The following is a 20313-nucleotide window of genomic DNA, read 5'->3' as shown; positions in this document are numbered from 1 at the left end:
CGCCAGCTGGCCTTTGCCGGGGCAGCGCCACAGAAATTTGCCAAATGCGAAACGTGCCAGTGACCTAGAGGGTCAGGCAGAAGACGCCGAGGACACAAAATGAACCAGGAACTGACTAACAACCCGTTCAACCCGCTCACGCCGCCAAAGGTGTTTGACGAGATCAAAGTTTCGCTCGCCTCGCCCGAGCGGATCCTCTCTTGGTCTTTTGGTGAGATCAAGAAGCCTGAAACCATCAACTACCGCACGTTCAAACCTGAGCGTGACGGGTTGTTCTGTGCGCGTATCTTTGGCCCGATCAAAGATTACGAATGCCTCTGCGGCAAATACAAGCGCATGAAATATCGCGGCGTTGTCTGCGAAAAATGCGGGGTCGAAGTCACCCTGCAAAAGGTCCGCCGCGAACGCATGGGCCATATCGAACTGGCCGCTCCTTGCGCGCATATCTGGTTCCTCAAGTCGCTGCCATCGCGCATCGGCCTGATGCTGGACATGACTCTGCGTGATCTGGAACGTGTTCTGTATTTCGAAAACTACGTTGTGATCGAACCAGGCCTGACAGATCTGCAATACGGTCAGATGATGACCGAAGAAGAGTATCTCGACGCTCAGGATGCCTATGGCATGGACGCTTTCACCGCCAATATCGGCGCCGAAGCGATCCGTGAAATGCTGGCAAACATCGATCTGGAATCCGAAGCGGAGCAGCTGCGCGCCGATCTGAAAGAGGCGACAGGTGAACTGAAGCCCAAAAAGATCATCAAGCGTCTGAAAGTTGTGGAATCCTTCCTGGAATCCGGCAACCGCCCAGAATGGATGATCCTGACTGTTGTGCCTGTGATCCCGCCAGAGCTGCGCCCACTTGTGCCGCTGGATGGTGGCCGTTTCGCGACCTCTGACCTCAACGATCTTTATCGTCGTGTGATCAACCGGAACAACCGTCTGAAGCGTCTGATCGAACTGCGCGCACCTGACATCATTGTACGCAACGAAAAGCGGATGCTGCAGGAATCCGTGGACGCTCTGTTCGACAATGGCCGCCGTGGCCGCGTGATCACCGGTGCCAACAAGCGCCCGCTGAAATCGCTGTCCGACATGCTGAAAGGTAAGCAGGGTCGTTTCCGTCAGAACCTTTTGGGCAAGCGGGTCGACTTCTCTGGTCGTTCGGTGATTGTGACCGGTCCGGAACTGAAGCTGCATCAATGTGGCTTGCCGAAAAAGATGGCCTTGGAGCTGTTCAAGCCGTTCATCTACAGCCGTCTTGAGGCCAAAGGCCTGTCTTCCACCGTGAAGCAAGCCAAGAAGCTGGTCGAAAAAGAACGTCCCGAGGTGTGGGATATCCTCGATGAGGTGATCCGCGAACACCCTGTCATGCTGAACCGTGCGCCGACTCTGCACCGTCTTGGCATTCAGGCGTTCGAACCCACGTTGATCGAAGGTAAGGCGATCCAGCTGCACCCGCTGGTCTGCTCGGCCTTTAACGCTGACTTTGACGGCGACCAGATGGCGGTTCACGTACCGCTCTCGCTTGAGGCACAGCTCGAAGCGCGTGTTCTCATGATGTCGACCAACAACGTTCTGTCGCCAGCCAACGGCGCGCCGATCATCGTTCCGTCGCAGGATATGATCTTGGGTCTCTACTATGTGACCATCGAGCGCGAAGGCATGAAGGGCGAAGGCATGAAGTTCTCCTCGCTGGAGGAAGTCGAGCACGCGCTTGACGCCGGCGAAGTGCATCTGCACGCCAAGATCGAAGCGCGCATCAAGCAGATCGATGAGGAAGGTAACGAAGTTTACAAGCGCTTTGAAACCACCCCTGGTCGTGTCCGTCTCGGCAGCTTGCTGCCGCTGAACGCCAAGGCACCGTTTGACCTGGTCAACAGCCTGCTGCGTAAGAAAGACGTGCAGCGTGTCATCGACACCGTCTACCGCTATTGTGGTCAGAAAGAATCCGTCATCTTCTGTGACCAGATCATGTCCATGGGCTTCAAAGAAGCGTTCAAGGCCGGGATCTCGTTCGGTAAGTCCGACATGGTTATTCCTGACAACAAGTGGGACATCGTTGGCGACACCCGCGATCAGGTGAAGGATTTCGAACAGCAGTACATGGACGGCCTGATCACTCAGGGCGAAAAGTACAACAAAGTTGTCGATGCCTGGTCCAAGTGTAACGACCGCGTCACCGAGGCGATGATGTCCACCATCTCCGCCGAACAGCGTGACGAGGATGGCTCGGTCAAGGAACCGAACTCGGTTTACATGATGGCCCACTCGGGTGCTCGTGGCTCGGTTACTCAGATGAAACAGCTGGGCGGTATGCGTGGCCTGATGGCCAAGCCGAACGGCGACATCATTGAGACACCGATCATTTCGAACTTTAAAGAAGGTCTGACTGTTCTGGAGTACTTCAACTCCACCCACGGTGCCCGTAAGGGTCTGTCAGACACCGCTTTGAAGACTGCGAACTCCGGTTACCTGACCCGTCGTCTGGTGGACGTTGCCCAAGACTGCATCGTGCGCATGGAAGATTGCGGCACCGACCGCGCCATCACCGCCGAAGCGGCTGTGAATGACGGCGAAGTCGTTGCCACTCTGGGTGAACGTATTCTGGGTCGTGTTGCGGCTGAGGATATCAAGCACCCTGTGACCGGCGAAATTCTGGCCGCAGACGAAAGCTTGATCGACGAACGCACCGCCGACGCAATCGAAGAGGCAGGTGTTCTGACCGCGCGTATCCGCTCGCCGTTGACCTGTGAAGCCGAAGAGGGCGTTTGCGCCAAGTGTTACGGTCGTGACCTGGCACGTGGTACCCGCGTCAATATCGGCGAAGCTGTCGGCATCATCGCGGCACAGTCGATCGGTGAACCGGGCACACAGCTGACCATGCGGACCTTCCACATGGGTGGCGTTGCTCAGGGCTCCAGCCGGTCCTTCCTCGAGGCCAGCCAAAACGGTAAGATCGCCTTCGCCAACCCAGGTGTCATTGTGAACGCCAATGGCGAAAGCATCGTGATGAACCGCAACATGCAGGTCCTGATCCTGAACGATCAGGGCGAAGAGATTGCATCGCATAAAATGGGCTATGGTTCGAAACTGTTCGTCAAGGACGGCCAGGACATTGCCCGCGGTGACAAACTGTTCGAATGGGACCCGTATACCCTGCCGATCATCGCCGAAAAGGATGGTATCGCGAAACATGTCGACCTGGTGAACGGCGTTGCCGTACGCGAGGAAACCGACGATGCGACCGGTATGACCCAGAAGATCGTGATCGACTGGCGCGCCGCGCCAAAAGGCAACGAGCTCAAGCCGGAAATCATCCTGATGGGGTCCGATGGCGAGCCTGTGCGCAACGATGCGGGCAACCCGATCACCTATCCGATGTCGGTTGACGCCATTCTGTCGGTCGAAGACGGCTCCGAGGTCAAAGCTGGTGACGTTGTCGCGCGTATCCCGCGCGAAGGTGCCAAGACCAAGGACATCACCGGTGGTCTGCCACGTGTTGCGGAACTGTTCGAAGCCCGCCGTCCAAAGGATCACGCGATCATCGCTGAAATCGATGGTTACGTGCGCTTTGGCAAGGACTACAAGAACAAGCGCCGCATTGCGATTGAACCGCAAGACGAGACCATGGAAACCCGTGAGTACATGATCCCGAAAGGCAAGCACATTCCTGTCCTGGAAGGTGACTTTGTCCAGAAGGGTGATTACATCATGGATGGTAACCCGGCTCCGCATGACATCCTCGCCATTATGGGGATCGAGGCGCTGGCAAACTACATGATCGACGAGGTTCAGGACGTTTACCGTCTGCAGGGTGTTAAGATCAACGATAAGCATATCGAAGTGATCGTGCGCCAGATGCTGCAGAAATGGGAAATCCAGGACAGCGGTGACACCACCCTGCTTAAGGGTGAGCATGTGGACAAAGCCGAGTTTGATGCCGCCAATGAAAAGGCAATCGCCAAAGGCGACCGTCCTGCTCAGGGTGAGCCGATCCTGCTCGGTATCACCAAGGCGTCCTTGCAGACCCGTTCCTTCATCTCCGCGGCCTCCTTCCAGGAAACAACCCGCGTGCTGACCGAAGCCTCGGTTCAGGGCAAGAAGGACAAGCTGGTCGGCCTCAAGGAAAACGTCATCGTGGGCCGTCTGATCCCGGCCGGTACAGGTGGGGCGACGCAAAAGATGCGCCACATCGCGCAATCGCGTGACAATGTGGTCATCGAAGCCCGTCGTGAAGAAGCCGAAGCCGCCGCCGCCCTGGCCGCGCCCGAGGCCATGAGCGATGTTGTGGGTGGCGACGAGTTCGACACGCTGGTTGTCGACACTCCGGAAAGTCGCGAATAACCACTGCTAAGCACACAATTCAAAAGGGGCCCCATTTGCGGGCCCCTTTTCTTTTGGAGGGTCCCTGCGACCAAGGGTAATCCGCCAGAGCGTTTCCAGTTTCTTTCGGAACAGCTTTCGCCGCCTTTCGCCAAAGGCTCAAACCCAGAAAGCTGATGCTCTGCTTAAACAAAAACTGGCAACGCTTTAGATCGCCCGACCTTAAACTGGAGACACGAATACCCTGCCACGCCTTCGGCGCTCTCGGGAATCCGTGTCGCTTGATGTTTCAGGTTAAAGGCCGGACGCTTTAGGTCTTCTTTGGGCTCCAAATATCCCGGGGGTGGCGCGCCCGAAGGCGCGCAAGGGGGCTGACCCCCTTATTTTGCCTCAGACATCAAGAACGCCCCGTGGGGATTGTCCAAAACCATCTTCCAGCTGCCATCTTCTTGACGACGGAACACGGCAACCGAAAGGCCCGATTGCGTGATCTCTTCGCCCTCTGGCCCAGTTGCGACCATGTCCCAGGGCGCGATATGCAATCCGGTATCCCCCGAGACATAGACTTCGTGTCCGGAATAGGTAAAGGCCGGCTTCATGGCTGACATGGCGGTGAACATGGCGTGCAATTGGTCCTCATCCGAGACCGGGCTTTGCGGTTCAAACATCACTGCCGCTCCGGGTTCATAGCTTCGCATAACGCGGGTAATATCCCCGGCCATAAAGGCATAGGTCATCTGTTCAACGGCGCTGTGAATGGCGGTTTGGTCTTGGGTCATGGGTTTTTCTCCTGCAGAAGTTTCAGTTGTGGCCAGGCTCAGGGCGAGCGCGACCAGCCATGCGGCTGCATGTTTCATGAGTGTTTCCTTTTGGGTTGATGTGAACGTGTTCTAGTTTCCTAGGGACACGATCCTTTCCAGCTCTGCTGCAAAGTTCTTTTGCGCCTTCAGCGGTCCGGTGGCCCGTTGCAACTTGGCAGCGACCAGGGCGGCTTCGGTGGTCAAAGCCATTTTGCGGACCGAGGCGTAATCAGGGGCATCTGACATCAAGTTCGATGGAACAGACGGAACGCGCCCCAGCTCAATGGCGGCGGGCAGGCGTTTGGGGCAGGTGCAGGCGTTTTGGGCACCGGCGAGACCGCAGCTTCGGGCGGTGAACTCTGTGACCTTCTTTCGAGCACGGGACAGACGTTGGCGGTAGAGATCCTTGGAGATATCCAGAATCCCAACCGCTTCGCCCTGATCCAATTCGAACACGTCACCCAAGATATAGGCAATGCGATGGGGGCGATCGAGGCAGAGCAGCATCGCCATGGTACAGCCGATCCGCAGCTCGTTTAGCAGGATGTGATCCTCGGGTGCTTTTTGGTTTTCATCCACCAACCCGGCCTCAAGATCCGCAGCGAATACGTCAAAGCTCAGCATGGTTTCGGCCTGGCTGCGCTTGACGGTTGTCAGCAGGTGGTTGGTGGCGACGCGATACACCCAAGTGCGAAAGGCAGAGTCGCCGCGATAGGTCGACAATTTGGTGATCACCCGGATCAGAATGTCCTGGGTGACGTCCTCGGCCTGGACCGGATCGGCCAGCATGCGCAGCGCAAGGCGGTGGATCTGGTCCTGGATGTTCGCAACAAGAGTTTCCAGCGCCTGCGCATCGCCTTGATTGGCGCGCTGTGCCAGGGGTTCCAGATTGGGCAATGTCATATCGAGCTCCGTTTCAGGGCGTATGATAGTTAGACATCCCGTGCTGCCAATCTGTGACAAGATTTTTGGAAAAATCTTGGATGCGTCCAGATCAGCCGTTGAAAACCCGTCGAATGTGATCGCCATCTATACCGAATTCCGCCTTTAGCTCGGCCTCACCGGCGCTGTCCAACATGGGCAGGATCACCGGTTTCACATGTTTCTTTTGGCGCGAGTCATTGTTGTCACTATGGCCGCGCACATACATCGGCTTGTCGGTAAAGGTCACCGTTGGCATATGCTGGTTCAGCTTGTTATGGGCGAAATTCATGATGCTTTGATGGCAACCGCCACGCACCACGAGGGCCAGACCCATCGAGTGATAAGGGATCAGACAGGCTTCTGCTGCGATGCCATCTGCGCCGGGACGCATCAAAAACCCGCGATTATAATCCATCGCGACAAGGCGATGTTTGGCGCGAAGAGGCGCGATCAGCCTGGCATCGGCACGGATGCGTTCAACAAAATCACGCGCAACCGTGTCGTCATCATCAAGTCGGAACTGCAGGCAATCGGCATCCATATCGTGACGGGCGAGATTGATCACCTCTTTGCACACCGCGCGATGGGGCATGGGGGGACGGGCGACAATGACTGCTTGTGGCAGGTCTTCGACCAGATCAAACAGACGGGCAACGTGTTCTTCCGGCAGGTCATCGCCAATCAGGATGACAAAGGTGAAATCCGGGTCGGTTTGGGCGCGCAATCCCGGCAGGCAGATGGTTTCGAAATAGCGAAACCTCTCATTGATCCGCTCGGGTGCGTAGAGGAAAGCCTTGCGCGCTTCGACACTGTCATGTTCGACCTGAAATCCGCCCTCGGCCGGGTAGGAAAAGCGACAGAAACCGATGACTTGCATGACCTATCCTTTGTCTGCAGAACACAAAGTCATGCATGACATTGCCGAGGCCGACAGGCAAGGCGGGCGGGCAGTTGACATGTCTGGCGACTCCCCCTATACGCCCGCCTAATCCGCGTGCTGTACACACGCGTTTTTACAATTTGCGTTGATCAAGATCCAGGCGACCTAACTGCCCGATCCTCTGAGAACCGACCGCTTCGTTCACCTCGGAATGGGAACGTTGCGGGTTTTTTGCTTGTTGTCCTGTCGCGCAGCGATGTGATGGCAAGCCCCGAACCCGGCGCTTCGCAAGATGCGCCAACCTTAACCGCCTCGGGCTCCGGTCCTTGGCATCACATAGTGAAAGCACGGGGAATATAACCGAATGCCCACGATCCAACAGCTGATCCGCAAACCGCGTCAGCCTAAAATCAAACGCTCGAAGTCGCAGCACCTCGAGCAGTGCCCGCAGAAACGCGGCGTTTGCACACGCGTCTACACAACCACACCGAAAAAGCCGAACTCGGCGATGCGTAAGGTTGCCAAGGTGCGTCTGACCAACGGTTACGAAGTCATCAGCTACATCCCGGGTGAAAGCCACAACCTTCAGGAGCACTCTGTGGTTCTGATCCGTGGCGGTCGTGTAAAAGACCTTCCTGGTGTTCGCTACCACATCCTGCGCGGTGTTCTGGATACTCAGGGCGTTAAAGACCGTAAGCAGCGTCGTTCGAAATATGGCGCCAAGCGTCCTAAGTAAGAAGAGGATACTGATATGTCCCGTCGTCACGCTGCCGAGAAGCGCGAAGTATTGCCAGACGCCAAATATGGCGATCGCGTTCTGACCAAGTTCATGAACAACCTGATGATCGATGGCAAGAAATCTGTTGCCGAAAAGATCGTCTACAACGCGCTGGATCGCGTTGAAACCAAAGTCAAGCGCGCCCCAGTGGAACTGTTCCACGAAGCGCTGGACAACATCAAACCGGCCGTCGAAGTTCGTTCGCGCCGTGTTGGTGGTGCCACCTACCAGGTTCCTGTTGAGGTGCGCCCTGAGCGTCGTGAAGCCCTGGCCATCCGTTGGCTGATCTCCGCTTCCCGCGCCCGCAACGAAAACACAATGGAAGAACGCCTCGCCGGTGAACTGCTGGACGCTGTACAGTCCCGCGGTGCTGCTGTTAAGAAGCGCGAAGACACCCATAAGATGGCCGACGCGAACAAAGCGTTCAGCCATTATCGTTGGTAATATTGGCTTAGGACCAAACACATGGCACGCGAATATCCATTAGATCGGTACCGTAACTTCGGTATCATGGCGCATATCGATGCAGGTAAAACCACCTGTTCCGAACGCATCCTGTATTACACTGGTAAATCCCACAACATTGGTGAGGTGCACGATGGTGCGGCCACCATGGACTGGATGGAGCAGGAACAGGAACGCGGCATCACCATCACCTCGGCGGCGACCACCACATTCTGGGAACGCACCGAAGATGGCAAAACTGCGGACACTGAAAAGCACCGTCTGAACATCATCGACACCCCTGGCCACGTTGACTTCACCATTGAAGTTGAGCGTTCGCTGGCGGTTCTCGACGGTGCTGTCTGTGTTCTTGACGCCAACGCCGGTGTTGAGCCTCAGACCGAAACCGTGTGGCGTCAGGCTGACCGCTACAAGGTTCCGCGCATTGTTTTCGTCAACAAGATGGACAAGATCGGCGCTGACTTCTTCAACTGTGTTGAAATGATCGAAGATCGCACCGGCGCGACTGCTGTTCCGGTTGGTATTCCGATCGGTGCCGAGAACGAGCTGGAAGGCTTGGTTGATCTGGTGACCATGCAGGAATGGGTTTACGCTGGCGAAGACCTGGGCGCGTCCTGGGAAAAGCGTGAGATCCGTGCCGAGCTGAAGGACATGGCCGACGAATGGCGCGCCAAGATGATCGAAACTGCCGTTGAGCAGGACGATGACGCCATGGAAGCCTATCTGGAAGGCGAAGAGCCATCGGTTGAAAAGCTGCGTGAACTGCTGCGCAAAGGCACACTGGCGCTGGACTTCGTTCCGGTTCTGGGTGGTTCTGCGTTCAAAAACAAAGGTGTTCAGCCGCTGCTTAACGCTGTGATCGACTATCTGCCCAGCCCGCTGGACGTTGTTGATTACATGGGCTTTGCACCGGGTGACGAAACCGAAGAGCGTAACATTGCCCGCCGTGCGGATGATGACATGGCGTTCTCCGGGCTCGCGTTCAAAATCATGAACGACCCGTTTGTTGGTTCCTTGACCTTCGTTCGCATCTACTCTGGCTCTCTGAACAAGGGTGACTCGATGCTGAACTCGACCAAGGGCAATAACGAGCGCGTCGGTCGTATGATGATGATGCACTCCAACAACCGCGAAGAGATCGAAGAGGCATTTGCCGGCGACATCATCGCGCTTGGTGGCCTGAAGAACACTACAACCGGGGATACCCTTTGTGCCAAGAACGACCCTGTTGTTCTCGAAACAATGACCTTCCCTGATCCGGTGATCGAGATCGCGGTTGAGCCTAAGACCAAGGGCGACCAAGAGAAGATGTCCCAGGGTCTGGCCCGTCTGGCCGCCGAAGACCCCTCCTTCCGTGTTGAGACTGACCTGGAATCCGGTCAGACCATCATGAAAGGCATGGGCGAACTTCACCTGGACATCCTGGTTGACCGCCTCAAGCGCGAGTTCAAGGTTGAAGCGAACATCGGTGCGCCTCAGGTTGCTTACCGTGAGACCATTGGTCACGAAGTCGAACACACCTACACCCACAAGAAACAGTCGGGTGGTTCGGGTCAGTTCGGCGAAGTGAAAATGATCATCACTCCGACCGAGCCCGGCGAAGGCTATTCGTTTGAATCTCGCATCGTTGGTGGTGCGGTTCCAAAGGAATACATCCCAGGTGTTGAAAAGGGTGTGAAATCGGTTATGGACTCCGGCCCGCTGGCTGGCTTCCCCGTGATCGACTTCAAGGTTGCTCTGATCGACGGTAAGTTCCACGACGTTGACTCCTCCGTTCTGGCATTCGAAATCGCAGCACGTATGTGTATGCGTGAAGGTATGCGCAAAGCGGGTGCGAAACTGCTGGAACCAATGATGAAAGTCGAAGTTGTTACTCCGGAAGAATATACCGGCGGTATCATCGGCGATCTGACATCGCGTCGCGGTCAGGTGAACGGTCAGGAACCACGCGGCAACGCGGTTGCGATCAACGCATTTGTTCCGCTGGCCAACATGTTCGGCTACATCAACACCCTGCGTTCCATGTCTTCGGGCCGCGCGCAGTTTACCATGCAGTTCGACCATTACGATCCGGTTCCGCAGAACATCTCTGACGAGATCCAGGCGCAATACGCATAAGAAATCGGGTGGCGGGGGACCTCCCCGCCCTGCCCACCACCGTAGGGTGGGGTTTCACCCCACCATCCGACACCAAGAAGGAGCCATATCATGGCAAAGGAAAAGTTTGAGCGCGGCAAGCCGCATTGCAACATTGGCACCATCGGTCACGTTGACCACGGTAAGACCACGCTGACAGCGGCGATCACCAAATATTTTGGTGACTTCAAAGCGTATGACCAGATTGACGGCGCGCCTGAAGAAAAGGCTCGTGGTATCACCATCTCGACCGCCCACGTTGAGTATGAGACCGATGCCCGTCACTACGCCCACGTTGACTGCCCCGGCCACGCCGACTACGTCAAGAACATGATCACCGGTGCGGCGCAGATGGACGGCGCGATCCTGGTTGTGAACGCGGCTGACGGCCCTATGCCTCAGACTCGTGAGCACATCCTGCTGGGCCGCCAGGTTGGCATCCCGGCCATGGTTGTTTTCATGAACAAAGTTGACCAGGTTGACGACGAAGAGCTGCTCGAGCTGGTGGAAATGGAAATCCGCGAACTGCTGTCCGAGTATGACTTCCCAGGCGACGACATCCCTGTGATCGCGGGTTCGGCTCTGGCGGCGATGGAAGGCAACAACCCTGAGATCGGCGAAGAGAAGATCAAAGAGCTGATGGCAGCCGTGGATGAGTACATCCCGCAGCCTGAGCGCGCTGTTGACCAGCCGTTCCTGATGCCGATCGAAGACGTGTTCTCGATCTCTGGTCGTGGTACCGTTGTGACCGGCCGTGTTGAGCGTGGCGTGATCAATGTTGGCGACGAGATCGAGATCGTTGGCATCAAAGACACCACCAAAACCACCTGTACCGGTGTTGAGATGTTCCGCAAGCTGCTGGATCGCGGCGAAGCGGGCGACAACATTGGTGCGCTGCTGCGTGGTATCGACCGTGACGCGGTTGAGCGTGGTCAGGTTCTGTGTGCCCCGGGTTCCGTAACCCCGCACACCAAGTTCGAAGCCGAGGTCTACATCCTGACCAAGGACGAAGGTGGCCGTCACACGCCGTTCTTCGCGAACTACCGTCCGCAGTTCTACTTCCGCACCACCGACGTAACCGGCACCGTGACCCTGCCAGAGGGCACCGAGATGGTTATGCCAGGCGACAACCTGAAGTTCGGCGTTGAGCTGATCGCCCCGATCGCCATGGAAGACGGTCTGCGCTTCGCGATCCGCGAAGGTGGCCGCACCGTTGGTTCCGGTGTTGTTTCCAAAATTGTAGAATAATTCCGGCGGCTTTGCCGCCGAGAGGTGATGATTTAAGAAGGGCGCTCCGTTTGGAGCGCCCTTTTTCTTTGTTCGCGGTCAGTTGCAGGGCAAAGGTGGGGTAAAACCCCACCCTACGGCATTCCAGCAACGCAAAAGCGCTGCCCGATCCGGACAGCGCTTTCATCTTGTTTTGGGGCCGGCAGAGCGGCTCCGAACAGGTCTTAGTTTACGATCTTGCGCACTGCGTTGCGCTTTTCGCTTTCAGTGCCGCCACCATTGACGATCAGGTGCAGCGAGGCGGTTTCAGCGGCGCTCAGGCTGGAGATGTCGGCACCAGGAGCGTAGGTCTGCACGTCCGAAGACAGGGAGGCATTGGCAGCACCGGTCAGAGCGGCGGTTGCAACAAGGGCGGAAGCGATCAGGGTTTTCATGACAAAGGTCCTTTCGGGGAGGGAGTTTTAGGAGTCTTGGGAGGGAGAGGGGATGCGCCGGAGCGCTCCTTAGCCGTGATTTGGGGATCTTGGATCGGTTTCCGCTGCCTCCCGCCCGAGGGCAGGAACGCGGAGAACCGATGCTTTGCTTAAGCGTCCCCAAACACGTCTTAGTTTACGATCTTGCGAACCGCATTGCGCTTTTCGCTTTCAGAACCGCCACCATTGACGATCAGGTGCAGCGAGGCGGTTTCAGCGGCGGTCAGGTTGGAGATGTCTGCGCCGGGCGCATAGGTGTTCACGTCAGATGACAGCGACGCATTGGCGGCACCGGTCAGAGCGGCAGTTGCAACAAGAGCGGAAGCGATCAGGGTTTTCATGACAAATATCCTTTCGGGGAGGGAGTTCTTGGGAGTCTTGGGAGGGGGAGGGGAAAGGTTGCGGCCAATGCGGCCGCAAAAGTCCCTTAGTTTACGATTTTACGCACAGCGTTGCGCTTTTCGCTTTCAGAACCGCCACCATTGACGATCAGGTGCAGCGAGGCGGTTTCAGCGGCGGTCAGGTTGGAGATGTCTGCGCCAGGGGCGTAAGTCTTCACGTCAGACGACAGCGACGCATTGGCAGCGCCGGTCAGGGCGGCAGTGGCGACGAGGGCGGAAGCGATCAGGGTTTTCATGTGTCTGTCTTTCTATATGTATCAGTGTGTTAGGCCCGGTTGGGCGTTTGTTTGTTTGGACTGTTGCGTCCGACACCAAACGAGATAGGGGCCCCGATTTCGGATTTGAACACACGAAAAAATCGCGCCCGCTCACGCGAATTTGCCCTTGAATTGCGCGCGCCAAGACAGGTCACTGCGCGCCCCTGCACAGCCTCGGTGCGGACCAATAAAACAAGCCCCCCACCCTCACACCCCCGCCCAATTCCTCACTATCCCAGTGAAACACCGTGACCCAAATTCCCGCTGAACAATCAGTGTGCATCCGTGAACAAGAGGTTTGTTACAGAATTTCCCGCAATCCGGCAGAAATCCTCACACCCCAGTGAACAAACCACCGCTATGGGGCTGAAGGCGCGCTCCCTATTTGCGGGAGGCCTTAGAAATTGTTGGGGAAAAAAAACTTGATGAAACCTGCTAGGTTTCGTAGCTTCTACTAAAAGATGGGGTGATAGGGCAGATGGGCACTAATTGTAGTGAATGGGGTGACCAAACAGCATCAAGTGACGCAGTTGCTGCAGAATTGCTCCGACGGGGTCGAAATAGCGACGATCTCTACCTTTTGGACAGGGCGGTATTCATGGTAACACGTTTGCCTCTTAATCAAATTTCGGGGTTTCAGATGCAGAGGGTCTTCGAAGAATGTGTTCAAGTGTCTGACCAAGCTCAGACAGAGCTCTTGTCGATGGCTGTCGGAGCATTTGGAGAAGCACGGTTTTATTGAGTTTCGTTTGTCAAACGAGCAATTTCGAGATTTGCATTGTTGAGCTCTTCTCGACATTTTGTCAGGTCATCAGTTAGATCTGCTAGAGTCTCTTCTAGAAAATCATTATAAACAGCGTTGGCCGAGTAATCTTCAGGGGCACGGAAGAAGTATACGAAATAGACTACTGAGCCATCCACTTTGCTCCTCGTGCGCACGACGACCGGTAAGACCTCTTCGCTGTTGTTCGAAGAGGTGGCTGGCATAGCAAAACGAGACGGTCGTGAACTTCTCCCTTCGGTCGCGCGGGAAAGATCACTCAGCAATTCAGCTTGCCACTGAATGACATCCTCATCTAGGTGGCCGTTATGGTTTGATCTGTAATCGTCTTCCCAGTTTCGAAATAGATCCTTAAGGGTCGCTTTTTTAGGCGCGACGGTGTAACCAAATCGGTTTAGAGCACCTTGTGTGAGCGGGCCATCTGGAGACAAAACCAATTCCGACTGCAAGAGCATGGTCGCTTTGGTGCGTAGGCTATCATACTCTTGGCGCAGGGCCTGATGTTTTTGTTTGTCTTCATCTTCCAGTTTCTTGAAATCGATGTGATCTTGGTTAACAAATGAGAGTTTTTGCGCCTTTTCACGAAGTTCGATAACGCTTTCGACATGTGAGCGTTCCAGAGAAAACTTCAAGTATTCAAGTCTTTCGATCCATTCTGGTGAAGAATCATTTATGAATTTGGAAAGCTCTTCGTGCAAAAACATGGCGCGATTGTTGACTTCATCTTCCGACTGCAAGCCCAAATACGACAGCAAAGCGCTTTCACTTTCTCGAGTACCTTCGTCCTTGATAAGCCATCCATCCTTGCCATGGAAATTCGCGGCAAAGTCAGCAACTTCTTTGTCGTCTCGAACACTCACGGTAAGATCAGAAATCCTGACAAGCGGTTGCTTGTTTCCACAGTAAAGAGTCACGACCCTGGTTGCTTTGGTTTGAGACCCAGTTGCCACACCAAGCTCCCACATGCAGTTTGACCAGTCCTCATCTGCATCTGTGAACAAAAGGATGAATAAATCTGTGCGCCGTAGCTCTTCTGTAAGTTCCGTGTTCAGGTTCTTTCCCTGTTTGCCGCTCCCTGGTAGACTAGATAGAAAGACCTTTCCGTTTCCGCCCAACCACTTGTCATGAAGGATTTCATGAAGCTTCTTTGCCAGGTGCGTATCCTGATGTTTGTGACTAATGAAAATGCGGAAATCTTTGGTGCTGTCGGACATGGAAACTTTTGAGTTTGGATACAATTTCCAATATGAAGTAGTCATTTCTCTTTATAAGCAAGTAAAAGTTAACGGTGCACGTGAACTTAGTCTGAAATGGGCTCGTGTTTCATCAGTGTCGGGCTTGCGGATGATAAGCCATCAGACTTGCCAACGAGTCTTGGTAAACTTGGTGCACTCTGCAGAGAGGGGCTTGCCTGATCTTCATCCCGCTTGTATACGCGCGTAATGTCTCGATGAGACTTGCGGCGGGGTGATTCCCGCCGTTTGGGTTCGATGAGGGTGTGCGGTGGTCGCCCATCCTCCTCTCAACTCCAATGCCAATAAAGGTATGTTCAATGAACCAGAACATCCGTATCCGGCTGAAGGCGTTTGACTATCGCGTTCTCGATGCTTCCACACAGGAAATCGTTAACACTGCCAAGCGCACCGGTGCTCAGGTCCGCGGTCCCATCCCGCTGCCTAACAAAATCGAAAAATTCACAGTTCTGCGTGGCCCACACGTGAACAAGAAGTCGCGCGACCAGTTCGAGATCCGTACGCATAAGCGTATGCTCGACATCGTCGACCCGACTCCTCAGACTGTTGATGCCCTGATGAAGCTCGACCTCGCCGCTGGCGTTGACGTCGAGATCAAAGTCTAAGGGGGTATCATGCGCTCTGGTATTATCGCAAAGAAAGTCGGGATGACTCGTCTGTTCCAAGAGGACGGCAAGCAGATCCCGGTGACCGTTCTGCAGCTGGAAAACCTGCAGGTCGTGGCACAACGCACCGAAGAAGAGCACGGTTACACCGCTGTTCAGCTGGGTGCTGGCACAGCCAAAGCCAAAAACGTTTCCAAAGCCATGCGTGGCCACTTTGCCAAAGCAAATGTGGAACCCAAGCGTAAGGTTGCGGAATTCCGTGTTGCTCCTGAGATGCTGATCGAAGTGGGCGCGGAAATCACCGCCGAACATTACAACGAGGGCCAGTACGTTGACGTATCCGGCATCTCGATCGGTAAAGGTTTCGCCGGTGGTATGAAGCGTTGGAACTTTGGCGGTCTGCGTGCGACACACGGTGTGTCCATCAGCCACCGCTCCCACGGTTCGACCGGTCAGTGTCAGAACCCGGGCAAGGTTTTCAAAGGCAAGAAAATGGCCGGTCACATGGGTGCTGCCCGTGTTACCACTCAGAACCTGCAGGTTGTGAAGACTGACGCGGATCGCGGCATCATCATGATCAAAGGCGCTGTTCCGGGTTCCAAGGGTGGCTGGGTCACTCTGAAGGACGCGGTCAAAAAGCCTGTGCCTTCTGACGTGCCGACACCTGCGGCTATCCGCTCCACAGACGCTCCGGCAGAAGAAGCTGCTGCCGAAGGAGGTGACGCATGAAACTCGACGTAATCAAACTTGACGGCGCAGCCGCCGGTTCTGTCGAGCTGGACGAAGCACTGTTTGGCCTCGAGCCACGTGCCGACATCCTGCACCGTGTGGTCCGCTGGCAGCGTAACAACGCCCAAGCCGGTACCCACAAGGTCAAGACCCGTTCCGAGGTCAGCTACTCGACCAAGAAGATCTATCGCCAAAAAGGCACCGGTGGCGCACGTCACGGGTCCCGCAAGGCGCCTATCTTCCGCAAGGGTGGTATCTACAAGGGTCCGACCCCGCGTTCGCACGGTCACTCCTTGCAGAAAAAAGTCCGCGCTCTGGGTCTGAAAATGGCTCTGTCCGCCAAGGCTGCAACTGGCTCGCTGGTTGTTCTTGAGGATGCGGCCACCGACGGCAAGACCAAGACCCTGGCCAATCAGGTCAAGGCTCTGGGTTGGAAGCGCGCGCTGATCATCGACGGGGCTTCGGTCAACGAAGACTTCGCCAAAGCAGCTCGTAACATCGAAGGTCTGGACATCCTGCCAACCATCGGTGCCAACGTTTATGACATCCTCAAGCGTGACACTCTGGTGATCACCAAAGCAGGTGTCGAAGCACTGGAGGCTCGCCTGAAATGAGCGCGAAAGCAGAACATTACGACATCGTCCGCAAGCCGGTCGTAACCGAGAAATCCACCATGGCGTCCGAAAACGGCGCAGTGGTTTTCGAAGTTGCCATCGACAGCAACAAGCCACAGATCAAAGAGGCCGTTGAGGCTCTGTTTGGTGTGAAGGTGAAGGCGGTTAACACCACCATCACCAAAGGTAAGGTCAAGCGTTTCAAAGGCGTGACCGGCCGTCGCAAGGACGTCAAGAAAGCCTATGTGACCCTCGAAGAGGGCAACACCATCGACGTGACCACTGGTCTGTAAAGGATGGGTAAGGTGGGGTTTAACCCCACCCTACGGCATGAATTTGAAGAACCCCCTGGTTTTTGCCAGGGGGTTTTTCTTTGTGCGCGGGTGCGGGTGTTGTGACCTGAGTTTGCCGCGCCCGAATTCCCCTTACCCGCTGCGACAAACTGTCAGATGTTTGGCGCATGTAGCTTACGAGGTGAGGGTGCGATGAAGAAACAAGTCGCTGAGTTTATTGGAACATTTACGCTAGTTCTGATTGGGTGCGGGTCGGCTGTGATTGCCGGGCCGGACATTGGGCTGACCGGGATCAGTCTGGCTTTTGGGCTGGCTTTGATCGGGATGGCCTATGGGATCGGGCCGGTTTCGGGCTGTCATATCAACCCGGCTGTGTCGCTGGGCGCGGTGGCGGCGGGGCGCATTAGCATGCCCGAGGCGGTGACCTATATCATCGCGCAGGTGGCCGGAGCTGTCGCTGCTGCGTTCATCCTGATGATGATCGCCATGGGCAAGGCCGATTACAGCGTCGCTGAGAACGGGCTGGGTCAAAATGGCTGGGGCGCGGGTTATCTGGGGGAGTATGGCATGATCGCGGCCTTCCTGTTCGAACTGGTGGCTACCTTCCTGTTTATGGTGGTTATTTTGGGGGCTACCGGGGCCGGGGTGCCGGCCCAATTTGCGGGTCTGGCCATTGGTTTGACCCTGGTGGGCATCCATCTGGTCGGCATCAATATCACCGGGGTTTCGGTCAATCCGGCGCGCTCTTTTGGGCCGGCTTTGTTCGCGGGGGTGCAGGCTTTGGGGCAGCTTTGGCTGTTCATTCTGGCACCGATCCTGGGGGCTGTGGCGGCGGGGCTTTTGTTCCGCTCTGGGGTGCTGGACAGCGACGCCTGACCAGCTGCGCAACAATCTGAAACAGAGCAACCCTCGGCCATGTGTCGGGGGTTTTCTAATTGGGCAGATCAAGGCGAAATCCGATAAAACCCAGCGTTCGCTGCGTTAAAGCCGGGTGATTAACCCCTTGTTAGGCACGATTCTGTGCAAAACGCCCCGCGTTTGGGGGAGATTGCCCTGGCCGATTTCGGGGCGCTGAACCGGGGCTTTGGCGAGGGCAGAGGGCAATCTGTCTGATTCTACCGGTCTTTTGGGGGGATTGGGTCTGCGCTTTCAACGTGGCCCAAAAATCAGGAATTTCACCGCTCACATTTCTGTGAGCTGGCTCAAAAAAGCAGTCCAGGGGTGTGGGGCCACCTCAAAGCGCAACCTTGCTTTTTTGCTTAAAATAATATACCCCCCTATGCTATATTCGGAGCCGCATCATGTCCCACCTCACCCGCGACAATTCCAAACTGATTGCCCGTCTGCGCCGCATCAAAGGACAGGTCGAAGGGGTGGAGCGGGCGCTGGAGAAGGGCGCAGATTGCACCGAAGTGCTGCGCCAGATCGCCTCTATCCGGGGCGCGATGACCGGGCTGACCAATGAGGTTTTAGAGGAACATCTGCGCTCGCATGTTGTTGAGGCCTCGGATGAGACGGCCCGCGAGCAAGGGGCCGAGGACATGATCCAGATTTTGAAAACCTACCTGAAATGATCCGCGCGTCTTAGAAGCCGCAGGAAAGGGACCGCCATGCCAGAAACTGACACAGCCGCCTTCACGCATGACCACGCCTTTCTCGGGCAGGATCAGGATCGCAATGAGCGCCGCGTTTGGCTGGTGATCGCCTTGACGGCCGCTATGATGGTTATCGAGATCACGGCGGGGCATTGGTTTGGCTCGATGGCCTTGGTCGCGGATGGCTGGCATATGTCGACCCATGCGGGTGCGATGTTGATCGCAGTGCTGGCCTATCGTTTTGCCCGCAAGAACGCCAATAACCCCAGCTTTAGCTTTGGCACCGGTAAGGTCGGCGACCTGGCCGGGTTTGCCAGCGCTGTGGTGCTGGTGCTGATCGCCTTGCTGATCGGTTGGGAAAGCCTGATGCGGCTGGTGGATCCGGTGCCTATCAGCTTTGAGCAGGCGATTATGGTTGCGGTGATTGGGTTGGTCGTCAATCTGGTCTGCGCCTGGTTGCTGCGGGACGATCATCATCATCACCATGGGCACGGGCATCATGGCCACGGGCACAGCCATGGGCACGATCACCACCATCATGGTCAGGATAACAACCTGCGCGCCGCCTATCTGCATGTGCTGGCGGATGCGCTGACATCCTTGCTGGCGATTGCCGCGCTGTTGCTGGGGCGGGCCTATGGCTGGTTCTGGGCCGATCCGATGATGGGCATCGTCGGGGCGATTGTGATCTCGCGCTGGTCCTGGGGGTTGATCCGTGACACGGGCGGGGTGTTGCTGGATCGCACCCCCGGCGGCGATGATCTGGCCGCGCAGATCAAGGCCGCGGTGGAGCAGGGCCGAGACACCGTCACCGACCTGCATATCTGGCAAGTTGGGCCGGGACATTATTCGGTGATCCTGTCCCTTGCCTCGCCCAACCCGCAACCGCCAGCGCATTACAAAGAGAGCCTGAAAAAGATCGGCCACCTGTCGCATATTACCGTTGAGGTGAACGAGGCGGCGCGGGCGCGTTAGGGCCGGGACCTTAGGGCCAGATCGCTTACCCTTCCCAATCGGGGCGGCAGTAATGCTGGAACATGGCGACGGCTTTTTCTTGAACCTGCGGCCAAGTGGCGTCCGAGGCTTGAATGCCGCGCCTGACGGTCACTGCGAGGGTCTCGACAACCGCAATTTCGCAACCATGCAGCGCTCGGGAAATTTCGGAAAAGGAATAGCTGGCCTTGATGTCTGGGATATCGCCCGGGCCGCTGCAATTGGCCAAGATCTCTTGTGCGAGGGCGGATCGGTCATCGGCCTGGGACTGCACCACGTCATAGGCGCGGGTCAGGCAATTATCGGCTGCGCCCATCCAAGGGAAAAAGTTCAGGTTCATCTGGATCTCGAAATCGTTTTGTTGATCGGAATCCAAGTAATGCCTGAGCGCGCTTAACCGCGGGATCAGATTGGTATTCCAATCAATATAGGCCACGTCATAGGCCGATTTTCTTTCGTGCAACCGATCAGAGGGTAAACCGCGCCGAATGCCGGAGACAACCAGAGAGCCGCGCACCCGGCGCTCGGCGGCGGCCTGAACAAGCCCGTGCACCGCATCCATAGCAACCAGCCGCTCTGCCGCTGCTTGTTTTCGGTTTTCCAGCACGCTGTCATAGAACCCGCCGATGCCCACGGTGAGCAGAAAGCCAACGATCGTCAGCATCAAAGGGTGTCTCAGGAAACGCCAACGGGGGTTTTCTGCTGGCTCGAGCTGACCCGCCAGATGGCGTTTTGCGATTTCCTCATCCACCAAAGACGCGATCTGTTTTTCGTCCATGTCCC

At 56.2% G+C, this 20313-nt stretch carries 20 protein-coding genes; 12 read left to right on the top strand and 8 right to left on the bottom strand.

All coding sequences use genetic code 11. From position 1 onward, the window contains the following. The first annotated feature begins 99 nt into the window (after nt 1-99). Nucleotides 100-4347: a DNA-directed RNA polymerase subunit beta' gene (gene rpoC / locus CLV87_RS21015; protein WP_099248247.1), complete on the top strand. Its 4248-nt coding sequence runs from the start codon at nt 100-102 to the stop codon at nt 4345-4347. Nucleotides 4348-4706: 359 nt separating this feature from the next. Here rpoC and CLV87_RS21010 read toward each other — a convergent pair whose 3' ends face one another. The 3 genes from CLV87_RS21010 to CLV87_RS21000 form a co-directional block, all read right to left on the bottom strand. After that, the gene (locus CLV87_RS21010) at nt 4707-5183 is read right to left on the bottom strand and encodes a YybH family protein (RefSeq protein WP_099248248.1); all 477 of its coding nucleotides are present in this window, start codon (nt 5181-5183) and stop codon (nt 4707-4709) included. A 33-nt stretch (nt 5184-5216) separates the two neighbouring features. Beyond that, nucleotides 5217-6029 (bottom strand): RNA polymerase sigma factor, encoded by an 813-nt coding sequence (locus tag CLV87_RS21005; protein ID WP_166652818.1) that lies wholly within the window; start codon nt 6027-6029, stop codon nt 5217-5219. Nucleotides 6030-6120: 91 nt separating this feature from the next. After that, the gene (locus CLV87_RS21000; protein ID WP_099248250.1) at nt 6121-6927 is read right to left on the bottom strand and encodes a putative rhamnosyl transferase; all 807 of its coding nucleotides are present in this window, start codon (nt 6925-6927) and stop codon (nt 6121-6123) included. Nucleotides 6928-7294: 367 nt separating this feature from the next. On the opposite strand from CLV87_RS21000, the gene rpsL reads away from it, so the two are divergent. The 4 genes from rpsL (at nt 7295) to tuf (ending at nt 11557) form a co-directional block, all read left to right on the top strand. Then, nucleotides 7295-7666: a 30S ribosomal protein S12 gene (rpsL, locus tag CLV87_RS20995; RefSeq protein ID WP_054000841.1), complete on the top strand. Its 372-nt coding sequence runs from the start codon at nt 7295-7297 to the stop codon at nt 7664-7666. Between the two features lie 15 nt (nt 7667-7681). Continuing rightward, complete coding sequence (rpsG, locus tag CLV87_RS20990; protein ID WP_099248251.1) at nt 7682-8152, top strand: 30S ribosomal protein S7; 471 nt, start codon at nt 7682-7684, stop codon at nt 8150-8152. A 21-nt stretch (nt 8153-8173) separates the two neighbouring features. Then, the gene (gene fusA / locus CLV87_RS20985; protein WP_099248252.1) at nt 8174-10291 is read left to right on the top strand and encodes an elongation factor G; all 2118 of its coding nucleotides are present in this window, start codon (nt 8174-8176) and stop codon (nt 10289-10291) included. A 90-nt stretch (nt 10292-10381) separates the two neighbouring features. Beyond that, nucleotides 10382-11557 carry an elongation factor Tu gene (gene tuf / locus CLV87_RS20980; RefSeq protein ID WP_099248215.1) on the top strand — a complete coding sequence of 392 codons (1176 nt, stop codon included), beginning with the start codon at nt 10382-10384 and terminating at the stop codon, nt 11555-11557. A 203-nt stretch (nt 11558-11760) separates the two neighbouring features. Here tuf and CLV87_RS20975 read toward each other — a convergent pair whose 3' ends face one another. The 4 genes from CLV87_RS20975 to CLV87_RS20960 all read right to left on the bottom strand — a co-directional run bounded on the left by CLV87_RS20975 (nt 11761) and on the right by CLV87_RS20960 (nt 14662). Beyond that, nucleotides 11761-11970, bottom strand: a complete 210-nt coding sequence (locus tag CLV87_RS20975; RefSeq protein WP_099248217.1) for a hypothetical protein — start codon at nt 11968-11970, stop codon at nt 11761-11763. Nucleotides 11971-12140: 170 nt separating this feature from the next. Further along, complete coding sequence (locus tag CLV87_RS20970; RefSeq protein ID WP_099248219.1) at nt 12141-12350, bottom strand: hypothetical protein; 210 nt, start codon at nt 12348-12350, stop codon at nt 12141-12143. Nucleotides 12351-12436: 86 nt separating this feature from the next. After that, a complete protein-coding gene (locus tag CLV87_RS20965) occupies nt 12437-12646 on the bottom strand; it encodes a hypothetical protein (protein WP_133840867.1) in 210 nt (69 codons plus the stop codon). 756 nt (nt 12647-13402) lie between these two features. After that, a complete protein-coding gene (locus CLV87_RS20960; RefSeq protein ID WP_166652817.1) occupies nt 13403-14662 on the bottom strand; it encodes a toll/interleukin-1 receptor domain-containing protein in 1260 nt (419 codons plus the stop codon). A 338-nt stretch (nt 14663-15000) separates the two neighbouring features. Here CLV87_RS20960 and rpsJ point away from each other — a divergent pair, with 338 nt between their 5' ends. The 7 genes from rpsJ to dmeF all read left to right on the top strand — a co-directional run bounded on the left by rpsJ (nt 15001) and on the right by dmeF (nt 19512). Beyond that, nucleotides 15001-15306, top strand: a complete 306-nt coding sequence (gene rpsJ / locus CLV87_RS20955; RefSeq protein ID WP_058247699.1) for a 30S ribosomal protein S10 — start codon at nt 15001-15003, stop codon at nt 15304-15306. A 9-nt stretch (nt 15307-15315) separates the two neighbouring features. Then, nucleotides 15316-16035 (top strand): 50S ribosomal protein L3, encoded by a 720-nt coding sequence (gene rplC / locus CLV87_RS20950; protein ID WP_235872009.1) that lies wholly within the window; start codon nt 15316-15318, stop codon nt 16033-16035. Further along, nucleotides 16032-16649, top strand: coding sequence for a 50S ribosomal protein L4 (rplD, locus tag CLV87_RS20945; protein ID WP_099248264.1), 618 nt, complete (start codon nt 16032-16034; stop codon nt 16647-16649). The genes rplC and rplD overlap by 4 nt, the downstream gene beginning before the upstream one ends. After that, nucleotides 16646-16942, top strand: a complete 297-nt coding sequence (locus CLV87_RS20940) for a 50S ribosomal protein L23 (RefSeq protein ID WP_099248266.1) — start codon at nt 16646-16648, stop codon at nt 16940-16942. Before rplD ends, CLV87_RS20940 begins: the two co-directional genes overlap by 4 nt. Before the next feature lie 192 nt (nt 16943-17134). Further along, nucleotides 17135-17818: an aquaporin gene (locus CLV87_RS20935; protein ID WP_099248268.1), complete on the top strand. Its 684-nt coding sequence runs from the start codon at nt 17135-17137 to the stop codon at nt 17816-17818. A 425-nt stretch (nt 17819-18243) separates the two neighbouring features. Further along, on the top strand, nt 18244-18516 hold the full coding sequence (locus tag CLV87_RS20930; RefSeq protein ID WP_099248270.1) for a metal/formaldehyde-sensitive transcriptional repressor: 273 nt from the start codon (nt 18244-18246) through the stop codon (nt 18514-18516). Between the two features lie 36 nt (nt 18517-18552). After that, complete coding sequence (gene dmeF, locus CLV87_RS20925) at nt 18553-19512, top strand: CDF family Co(II)/Ni(II) efflux transporter DmeF (protein ID WP_099248272.1); 960 nt, start codon at nt 18553-18555, stop codon at nt 19510-19512. A gap of 25 nt (nt 19513-19537) precedes the next feature. On the opposite strand, the gene CLV87_RS20920 is transcribed toward dmeF, so the two are convergent. Next, nucleotides 19538-20308, bottom strand: a complete 771-nt coding sequence (locus CLV87_RS20920; RefSeq protein ID WP_099248274.1) for a hypothetical protein — start codon at nt 20306-20308, stop codon at nt 19538-19540. Nucleotides 20309-20313 lie beyond the last annotated feature (5 nt).

This window comes from Pelagimonas phthalicica, assembly GCF_004364805.1.
Taxonomy (GTDB): domain Bacteria; phylum Pseudomonadota; class Alphaproteobacteria; order Rhodobacterales; family Rhodobacteraceae; genus Pelagimonas; species Pelagimonas phthalicica.
The sequence above is the reverse complement of the archived record's forward strand: the minus strand, read 5'-3'. Positions and strand labels throughout refer to the sequence as shown.